The following is an 8492-nucleotide window of genomic DNA, read 5'->3' on the forward strand; positions in this document are numbered from 1 at the left end:
TCCCCTGCTCGATGAGCAGGATGCGGTCGCCGAGCGCGACGGCCTCCTGCACGTCGTGCGTGACGAGGAGCGCGGTGAATCGATGCTCACGCCACAACCGCTCGATCAGCGCATGCATCTCGATGCGGGTCAGCGCGTCGAGCGCGCCGAGCGGCTCGTCGAGCAACAGCAGTTGGGGCCGGTGCACGAGCGCGCGGGCCAGTGCGACACGCTGCCGCTGGCCGCCCGACAGTTGCGCGGGCCAGTCGTTCGCACGTTCCAGCAGGCCGACTTCATCGAGCACCGCGCGCGCCTGGTCGCGCGCGCCGCGCCCGAGGCCCAGCATCACGTTCTGCAGCACGGTCTTCCACGGCAGCAGGCGCGCATCCTGGTACATGATCCGTGTATCGAGCACACCGCCGCCCTCGCCGCGCGTCTCGAGCGCGCCGCTGCTCGGCTGCTCAAGCCCGGCAACGAGACGCAGCAGGGTCGATTTCCCGCAGCCGCTGCGGCCGACGATCGCGACGAAGCTGCCGCGCGCGATCCCGAGTTCGACGTTGTCGAGCACCGTGCGTGCCCCGAAGCGCTTGCTGACACCCGACAGTGTCACTGCATCGTCGGGTACCGGGCTTCCTGGCCGTCGCCGCGCGAGCGGAACGACGGATGCGCTGCCGTCACGTTCGAGAACCGCCGCGTCCCGCGCGTCGCCGTCCGCGACACGCGCCTGCGCCAGTTCGGCCTCGAGGTCTGCGCCGGCGAGCGGGCCGTAGGCGGCCGCCGAAGTCGTCGCATTCATGCCTTTGCTCCTGATTGATAAGCGGGGTGCCAGCGCAGCGTCACGCGCTCGAGCCATTTCGCCAGCACGTCGGCCAGCTTGCCGAGCACCGCGTACAGCAGGATGCCGACCACCACCACGTCGGTTTGCAGGAATTCACGTGCGTTCATCGTCATGTAGCCGATGCCCGACTGCGCGGAGATCGTTTCCGCGACGATCAGCATCACCCACATCAGCCCGAGCGCAAAGCGCACACCGACGAGGATCGACGGCAACGCACCGGGCAGGATCACGTCGCGGTACAGCGCAAAGCCGCGCACGCCGTAACTCTTCGCCATCTCGATCAGGTTCGCGTCGACCGAGCGGATCCCGTGATACGTGTTGATGTAGACCGGGAAGAACACGCCGAGCGCAACGAGGAACAGCTTCGCCTTCTCGTCGATGCCGAACCACAGGATCACGAGCGGAATCATCGCGAGCGCCGGGATGTTGCGGATCATCTGGATCGTCGAATCGAGCGCGACCTCGGCCGCCTTCGACAAGCCGGTCGCGAGCCCCAGCGCGAGGCCGACGCCGCCGCCGATCGCGAAACCGAACAGCGCGCGCCAGGTGCTGACCTTCACGTTCGCCCACATTTCACCCGACGTCACGAGCGACCAGGCCGCTCGCACGACCGCCACGGGCTCGGGCAACACGCGGGTCGACAGCCAGCCGGTGCGCGCACCGACTTCCCATGCCACCAGCAGCGCAAGCGGCACGAGCCACGGCGCGATGCCGCGCCATGCACGGGCGGCCACGGCCGCGCCCGCCGTCGACGTTTTCGTTGTCATCGCAAGCCTCCTGTCGCTCAGCTCTGGGCCGCTTTCGGCAGATAGCTGTTGCCAACGATCTCGCCGAACGGGCCCGACAGCGGGCCGGTCGCCTTCGCCGCACCGTTGCCCTTGATCAGCGGGAACACGAGTTCCGCGAAACGGTACGACTCCTCCAGGTGCGGATAGCCGGACAGGATGAAGGTCTCGATGCCGAGATCCGCGTATTCGCGCATGCGCTCCGCGACCTGCTCCGGATTGCCAACGAGCGCAGTGCCCGCGCCGCCGCGCACGAGGCCGACGCCGGCCCACAGATTCGGATACACCTCGAGCACCTCACGGCCGCCGCGCTTGCCGCCGTGCAGCGCGGCCATCCGGCGCTGGCCTTCCGAATCCATGTTCGCGAACGCCTTCTGCGCACGCGCGATGGTTTCGTCGTCGAGGCGGCTGATCAAGCGCTCGGCGTCGCGCCATGCTTCGTCCTCGGTCTCGCGCACGATCACGTGCAGACGAATGCCGAACTTGATCTTGCGGCCACGTGCCTCCGCGCGGGCGCGAATATCGGCGATCTTCTTTGCAACTGCCGCGGGCGGCTCGCCCCAGGTCAGATAGGTGTCGATGTGATCGGCCGCGATCTCATGCGCAGCCGGCGACGAACCGCCGAACCACAGCGGCGGATGCGGACGCTGCACGGGCGGATACAACGCCTTGCCGCCCTTCGACTGCAGATGCTTGCCGATGTAGTCGAACCCGCCGTTGTCGTGCGACGCGGACAGCAGCCCGCGCCAGATGTTCAGGAAGTCGTCGGTGATTTCGTAGCGCGTGTCGTGATCCGCGAACAGGCCGTCGCCTTCGAGCTCGGCGGCATCGCCGCCCGTCACCACGTTGATCAGCAGGCGGCCGCCCGACAGGCGGTCGAACGTCGCGGCCATCCGCGCCGACAGCCCCGGCGATGCAATGCCGGGACGGATCGCAACCAGGAATTTCAGGCGCTGCGTTGCCGGGATGAGGCTCGATGCAACGACCCACGCATCCTCGCAGGAACGGCCGGTCGGCAGCAGCACGCCCTCGTAGCCGAGCGTATCGGCCGCCACCGCGACCTGCTTGAAGTAATCGTAATCCGCGGCGCGCGCACCTTCGGCCGTACCGAGATAGCGGCTGTCGCCGTGCGTGGGGATAAACCAGAACACATTCATCTGCTGCTCCTGCTTGACTGTCCTTGCCGGAATTTGAGAAAAACACCGCCCTGCTCGCGTCGCGGATATGCGGCGCATGCATGGTGTGCGTTCGAATCGGGATGGCTCGCCGGTCAGGCCGTGCAGCGGGCGAGGACGCGATTGCACGGCTGTTTCTGGGAAATCAGTCTAGGGATCGGTGCAGGGCTTTGGAACGATTTTTTTGAGCTTAGGTTTTCCGCTTTCGTGATTAGCACGACGCTGGAGCGAATATCGCGGCGGGCGGGCCCTATAATGACGCACCTATCCGAATAACTCCGCGCGGACGGCCCCGGCCGTGCGCGCCTGCGGTGCACTCATCGATGCAGAAAGTCATCCTGCCATTCCTGTCCGGCTTCCTGGCCGCCCTGTTCTTCCGCGAAGCCACGCTCGCACTCCTTCATACAGCCGACCTGATCGCCGCAACCGGCTTCTCCACGCAACCATTCGCGCCGCTCGGCATTCCTGAATTTGTCGCGAATGCGCTGATCAGCGCGTGCTGTGCGATCCCGATGGCGTGGCTGCTGCGCGTCTCGCCGGAGCGCGAGGCCTCGTGGATCGGCGCGCTGGTGTTCGGCGGCATCGTGCTGACGGCCGCCCGCGTATTCGCGATCGATCCGCTGCGCGGCATCTGGCCGTCGGGCAACATGATGCCCGTACTCGCGGCCGGCTTCGCGGCGAACGCGGTGTGGGGCTTCGGCGCGCTCGTGTTCATGCGTGCGTTCATGTCGGACGACACCGGCGACGAATAACGCGGTCGACACCCATGAAAAAGGCCGCCTGCACATGCAGGCGGCCTTTTTGTTTCCAGCTCGCGTTCGGTCAGTCCGACCGGCGTCAGTCCTGCAGTTTCCGCAGCGGATGCGTGTCCGGCGTCCACGGGCTGTCGAACATCTCGAGCACGTCTGCGCGATCGATATCGGCGGACGACTTGAAGCGCCAGACCGGCTGGTGGTCCTTGTCGACGATCAGCGCGCGCACGCCTTCGATCACGTCGCCGCGCGCGAACGTCGAGCGCGTGAGATCGAGATCGCGCCGCAGGCAGTCGGCCATCGTTGCGCCGCGCGCACGCTCGACGACTTCCAGCGACACGGCCATCGACAGCGGCGACAACTGTTCGCGCATCGCATGGGTCGCCTTCTCGACCCATCCGTCGACGGCAGCGCAATCCTGCTCGGCGTCGAGCGACGCGACGATCGCGCCGATGTCCGGCTGCGCGAAATGCCGGTCGATCCCGGCGCGCGCGTCGGCCAGCGCCGACGTGTCGGGCGTCGGTACGACCTTGTGTGCGGCCGCCGCGTCGGCCACGCACGCGACCGCCTGCTCGCCGCTGTCGATGCGCGCGCTGCGCAGCGTATCGAGCAGCGCCGGCAGTGCGGCATCGGGCAGATAGACGTCAGCGAGCTGCGCGTAAAGCGCGCCGGCCGCGTCGAGCGTCGCGCCGGTCACCGCGAGATAGCGGCCGATCGCGCCGGGCGTGCGCGCGAGGAACCAGCTCATCCCGACGTCCGGGAACAGGCCGATACGCGTTTCCGGCATCGCCATCTTCGTCGAGTCGGTCACGACACGCAGGCCGCCCGTATGCCGCGCCGCCTGTGAAATACCCATGCCGCCGCCCATCACGACACCGTGCATCAGCGCGATATAGGGCTTCGGATACGTGAAGATCGTGTGGTTGAGCGTGTATTCCTCGATGAAGAACGTGTCGACCGCATCGCGGTCGCCGCGCTGCCACGCATCGTGGAAGAAGCGTACGTCACCGCCCGCGCAGAACGCGCGCGGATGCGGGCTGTGCACGACGACCGCGACGACTTCGGGATCGTCGCGCCACGCATCGAGCGCCTGCTGCATCAGCCGGATCATGCCGACCGACAGCGCGTTCAGCGCCTTCGGCCGGTTCAGTTCGAGAAACCCGATGCGGTTCGCGACATGCGCGCGTACGTCGGGCTGCGTGGATTCGGCGGAAACGGCTGCGGAAGTGGAATCGGTCATGAGGGTCATCCGGCAAATGGCAGTCGCACGCTCAGTGCGCCTGCATCTTCGAAAACAGGTTCAACACCACGACGCCGGCGATGATCAGGCCAAGGCCGATCACGGCCGGCAGGTCCGGCACCTGGCGATAGAGCAGCATCGCGACGAGCGTGATCAGCACGATGCCGGCGCCCGACCAGACTGCATAGATGATGCCGACGGGCATCGTGCGTAACGTGATCGACAGGCAGTAGAACGCGATGCCGTAGCCGGCAACGACCAGCAACGACGGCCAGAGGCGCGTGAAGCCGTCCGCCGCGCGCAGCGCCGACGTGCCGATCACTTCCGCGACGATCGCGATCGCGAGCCATGCGTAACCGGGCAGTTGCATCGTTCAGCTCCTGGCGAGGGCCAGCACGGCGTAGTCGTGACCGAGCTCGGCACACAACGCCTCGACGACGAATTCGTGGTCCGCGCGCTGCGGCAGCCCCGACGCAGTGATCGAGCCGATCACGCCGGCACCGGCAACGGTCAGCGGGAACGAGCCGCCATGCGGCGAATATTCGGCGATCGGCAACCCGTGCTTGTCGGCAAGCGTCGCGCCGGCCTGCTGCATGCGCAGGCCGATCGCGTACGAGCTGCGACGGAAATGCGCGACGACGTTGCGCTTGCGGCGCACCCAGTCGGCATTGTCGGGCGTGGCGCCAGCGAGCGCCGCGTAGAACAGCGGCTGGCCGAATGTGACGATGTCGATTGCGATCGCATGGCCGCGCGACGTCGCGAGCGCATGCATCCGGTTGCCGAGCGCCCACGCGCGGGCCGGGTCGAAATGGGGAAACACAAGCGCCTGTTCCTGCGCGCCGATCGATTGCAGATCGTGAGCGATGTCCATGAATCCGTCGATACAGTAATGAGAGTCGCAACAGCGCCGGAGCGATCGCGCACGGCCCCGCTGCAGAAGAAACGAAACAAACCGCTCGATTCTAGCGCACCCACCCACCGTACCGGCCCCACAAGCAGCGACAAGAAATTGTCAGAAAACGCTTGCACGCACTCGGGTTACTCCTTATAATTCATTTCTTCGACGGACGCGGGGTGGAGCAGTCTGGCAGCTCGTCGGGCTCATAACCCGAAGGTCGTAGGTTCAAATCCTACCCCCGCAACCAACGTCCAGAATTACGCAAAAAGCCCGGCCCAGTGCCGGGCTTTTTGTTTTTCCGTCGCACTCCCCGCCCCGCTTCTTACGACACGCGGCCTGCACGCGCAGGCGTTCAAGAATGCCGCGCCCCGGTGATACACTCGCATCACCTCGTCCCTTCCACTCGACATGAAATTCTGCTCCGTCTGCGGTCACGAAGTCATCGCGCGCATTCCTCCGGGCGACAACCGCGAGCGCTTCGTCTGCGATCACTGCGGCACGATCCACTACCAGAATCCGCGCAACGTCGTCGGCACGGTCCCGGTCTGGGGCGATCAGATCCTGCTGTGCCGCCGCGCGATCGAACCGCGCTACGGGTTCTGGACGCTGCCCGCGGGCTTCATGGAAATGGGCGAGACGACGGCCGAAGCCGCCGCACGCGAAACGCTCGAGGAAGCCGGCGCGCGCGTCGAGGTTCAGAACCTGTTCACGCTGCTCAACGTGCCGCACGTGCACCAGGTCCACCTGTTCTACCTCGCGCGGCTCACCGATCCGGCCTTCGAGGCCGGCGAGGAAAGTCTCGAAGTGAAGCTGTTCGACGAAGCCGACATCCCGTGGGATGAGATCGCGTTCCCGACCGTCAGCCAGACCCTGCGATTCTTCTTCGCCGATCGCGCCGCGGGCGACTACGGCGTGCACACCGGCGATATCTTCCGCTCGCTGCGCAACGGCTGAGCCCCCGCCCCATGGTCCCCTGGCTCGGCCCGGACGATCCGTTTCCGCCCATCGAACGCGCGCTCGGTCCCGCCACCGGCGCGCCCGGGCTGCTCGCCGCGAGCGCCGACCTGCTGCCCTCACGCCTCATCGACGCGTATCTGCGCGGCATCTTCCCGTGGTACTCGGACGGCCAGCCCGTGCTGTGGTGGAGCCCCGACCCGCGCATGATCCTCGTGCCGGCCGAATTCAAGGTGTCGCCTTCGCTGCGCAAGACGCTGAAGCGCGTGCTGCGCGAACCCGAATGGGAAGTGCGCGTCGACTACGACTTTCCGGGTGTGATGCGCGCCTGCGCGCAGGCGCCGCGCCGCGGGCAGCGCGGCACGTGGATCACGGCCGAGATCATCGACGCGTACACGTCGCTCTACCGCTCCGGCAACGCGCACAGCATCGAGACGTGGCACGGCGGGCGGCGCGTAGGCGGCCTGTACGGCGTGTCGTTCGGGCGAATGTTTTTCGGCGAATCGATGTACGCGGACGCGACCGACGCATCGAAAATCGCGCTGGCCACGCTCATCGCGCACCTTCGCGAGCAGGGGCTGGAAATGATAGACTGCCAGCAGAATACGTCGCATCTAGCGTCGCTCGGCGGCCGCGAGATCGCACGCAAGGCCTTTGTCGCTCACGTGCGCAGCGCGGTAGCCGAACCGCCGATTCCGTGGCAGTTCGACAAGCGCGTGCTCGCCGCGCTGACGGGCCGCGCCGAAACGGCGCCCCCCTCCGGGATCGAGCGCTAGCGCGGCACTCCCTCCCTGCAACGAGAGCTGCCCATGACTCACCCGACTGAGCTGCCGCTTTCACCGCTTTCGGCGCTGCAATTCTATGCAACGGCGCCCTATCCGTGCAGCTATCTGGACGGCCGCGTCGCGCGCTCGCAAGTCGCGACGCCGAGCCACCTGATCAATTCCGACATCTACACCGAACTCGTCAAGGCCGGCTTCCGGCGCTCGGGCGTGTTCACCTATCGCCCGTACTGCGACGGCTGCCGTGCCTGCGTGCCGGTGCGCGTCCCCGTCGATGCGTTCGCGCCGTCGCGCACGCAGCGCCGGATGTGGAAGCGGCACCGCACGCTCGTTGCGACGGTTTCGCCGCTGCATTACGACGAAGAGCACTACGCGCTCTATATGCGCTACCAGTCGGCGCGCCACGCGGGCGGCGGCATGGATCGCGACAGCCGCGACCAGTACGAGCAATTCCTGCTGCAGAGCCGGATCAACTCGCGCCTCGTCGAATTCCGCGACCTCGATGCCCCGGGCGGCGAGCCCGGCAAGCTGCGCATGGTCAGCATGATCGACATCCTCGGCGACGGGCTGTCGTCCGTCTACACGTTCTTCGAGCCCGACGACCAGCACACGAGCTACGGCACTTACAACATCCTGTGGCAGATCGAGCAGGCGAAGAGCCTCGGCCTGCCCTACGTGTACCTCGGCTACTGGATCCGCGAGAGCCCGAAAATGGCCTACAAGGCGAACTTCCACCCGCTCGAAGGGCTGATCGACGGCCGCTGGAAGATACTCGATCCGGAACGGATCGACCTGCCGCCCGTCGACGCGGCGCTGGCCCGTGCGCCGTTGCCGGGCGGGCATTCGGGCTCGGGCTGACGCGCGCCGCGGGGATGACGAAGCGAAGCGCGCCCCTGCCGCCCAACTCCCGGTAAAATAGCGGGTTGTCATTCATTCCGGCTGTCCGCCCAATTCCCGTGTTCAGTTCCCTCTATCCGCTGGCCCGCGCATCCCTGTTCAAGATGGATGCGGAAGACGCTCACCACCTCACGCTGCGCGCGCTCGGCGCGGCCGGCCGTACGGGCCTTGCCTGCGCGCTGTCGGCCCGCG

At 66.8% G+C, this 8492-nt stretch carries 10 protein-coding genes, 1 tRNA gene and 1 pseudogene; 6 read left to right on the plus strand and 6 right to left on the minus strand.

Features of this window, described 5'->3' with window-relative positions; translation table 11 throughout:
• The 3 genes from G3N99_RS29490 to ssuD all read right to left on the minus strand — a co-directional run.
• Positions 1 to 775, minus strand: a 775-nt coding sequence (locus G3N99_RS29490) for an ATP-binding cassette domain-containing protein (RefSeq protein WP_206124141.1), incomplete at its 3' end; no start/stop codon positions are given.
• On the minus strand, positions 772 to 1584 hold the full coding sequence (ssuC, locus tag G3N99_RS29495) for an aliphatic sulfonate ABC transporter permease SsuC (protein WP_174934338.1): 813 nt from the start codon (positions 1582 to 1584) through the stop codon (positions 772 to 774). The genes ssuC and G3N99_RS29490, both read right to left, overlap by 4 nt.
• Before the next feature lie 17 nt (positions 1585 to 1601).
• Entirely contained in the window at positions 1602 to 2759 is a 1158-nt protein-coding gene (ssuD, locus tag G3N99_RS29500; protein WP_206124142.1) for an FMNH2-dependent alkanesulfonate monooxygenase, read from the minus strand.
• 341 nt (positions 2760 to 3100) lie between these two features.
• Here ssuD and G3N99_RS29505 point away from each other — a divergent pair, with 341 nt between their 5' ends.
• Entirely contained in the window at positions 3101 to 3529 is a 429-nt protein-coding gene (locus G3N99_RS29505; RefSeq protein WP_174936847.1) for a hypothetical protein, read from the plus strand.
• Between the two features lie 85 nt (positions 3530 to 3614).
• On the opposite strand, the gene G3N99_RS29510 is transcribed toward G3N99_RS29505, so the two are convergent.
• From G3N99_RS29510 to G3N99_RS29520, 3 genes are read right to left on the minus strand one after another with little or no spacing between them, the layout of a single operon-like run.
• Positions 3615 to 4769, minus strand: a complete 1155-nt coding sequence (locus G3N99_RS29510; RefSeq protein ID WP_206124143.1) for an enoyl-CoA hydratase/isomerase family protein — start codon at positions 4767 to 4769, stop codon at positions 3615 to 3617.
• A gap of 31 nt (positions 4770 to 4800) precedes the next feature.
• Complete coding sequence (locus tag G3N99_RS29515; protein ID WP_039358831.1) at positions 4801 to 5139, minus strand: multidrug efflux SMR transporter; 339 nt, start codon at positions 5137 to 5139, stop codon at positions 4801 to 4803.
• 3 nt (positions 5140 to 5142) lie between these two features.
• Positions 5143 to 5640: a heme-degrading domain-containing protein gene (locus tag G3N99_RS29520; RefSeq protein ID WP_011351856.1), complete on the minus strand. Its 498-nt coding sequence runs from the start codon at positions 5638 to 5640 to the stop codon at positions 5143 to 5145.
• Between the two features lie 197 nt (positions 5641 to 5837).
• Between G3N99_RS29520 and G3N99_RS29525 the strand changes: the two genes are divergently transcribed.
• The 5 genes and pseudogenes from G3N99_RS29525 to G3N99_RS29545 all read left to right on the plus strand — a co-directional run.
• Positions 5838 to 5914: transfer RNA gene (locus tag G3N99_RS29525), tRNA-Met, on the plus strand.
• A gap of 161 nt (positions 5915 to 6075) precedes the next feature.
• Positions 6076 to 6621 carry an NUDIX hydrolase gene (locus G3N99_RS29530; RefSeq protein WP_011351855.1) on the plus strand — a complete coding sequence of 182 codons (546 nt, stop codon included), beginning with the start codon at positions 6076 to 6078 and terminating at the stop codon, positions 6619 to 6621.
• A gap of 11 nt (positions 6622 to 6632) precedes the next feature.
• A complete protein-coding gene (aat, locus tag G3N99_RS29535) occupies positions 6633 to 7397 on the plus strand; it encodes a leucyl/phenylalanyl-tRNA--protein transferase (protein ID WP_174934344.1) in 765 nt (254 codons plus the stop codon).
• 33 nt (positions 7398 to 7430) lie between these two features.
• Positions 7431 to 8261 carry an arginyltransferase gene (locus tag G3N99_RS29540; RefSeq protein ID WP_011351853.1) on the plus strand — a complete coding sequence of 277 codons (831 nt, stop codon included), beginning with the start codon at positions 7431 to 7433 and terminating at the stop codon, positions 8259 to 8261.
• Positions 8262 to 8359: 98 nt separating this feature from the next.
• Positions 8360 to 8492, plus strand: a pseudogene (locus G3N99_RS29545) (quinone-dependent dihydroorotate dehydrogenase); the annotation flags it as partial.

It is taken from the genome of Burkholderia sp. Ac-20392 (assembly GCF_017104585.1).
In the GTDB taxonomy this organism is placed as follows: Bacteria; Pseudomonadota; Gammaproteobacteria; order Burkholderiales; family Burkholderiaceae; genus Burkholderia; species Burkholderia lata.

Coding starts and splice junctions, on each gene's coding strand:
- G3N99_RS29520 (WP_011351856.1), bottom strand. CDS start 5,640: ATGGACATCGCTCACGATCTGCAATCGATCGGCGCGCAGGAACAGGCG.
- G3N99_RS29505 (WP_174936847.1), top strand. CDS start 3,101: ATGCAGAAAGTCATCCTGCCATTCCTGTCCGGCTTCCTGGCCGCCCTG.
- G3N99_RS29515 (WP_039358831.1), bottom strand. CDS start 5,139: ATGCAACTGCCCGGTTACGCATGGCTCGCGATCGCGATCGTCGCGGAA.
- ssuD (WP_206124142.1), bottom strand. CDS start 2,759: ATGAATGTGTTCTGGTTTATCCCCACGCACGGCGACAGCCGCTATCTC.
- ssuC (WP_174934338.1), bottom strand. CDS start 1,584: ATGACAACGAAAACGTCGACGGCGGGCGCGGCCGTGGCCGCCCGTGCA.
- G3N99_RS29530 (WP_011351855.1), top strand. CDS start 6,076: ATGAAATTCTGCTCCGTCTGCGGTCACGAAGTCATCGCGCGCATTCCT.
- aat (WP_174934344.1), top strand. CDS start 6,633: ATGGTCCCCTGGCTCGGCCCGGACGATCCGTTTCCGCCCATCGAACGC.
- G3N99_RS29540 (WP_011351853.1), top strand. CDS start 7,431: ATGACTCACCCGACTGAGCTGCCGCTTTCACCGCTTTCGGCGCTGCAA.
- G3N99_RS29510 (WP_206124143.1), bottom strand. CDS start 4,769: ATGACCGATTCCACTTCCGCAGCCGTTTCCGCCGAATCCACGCAGCCC.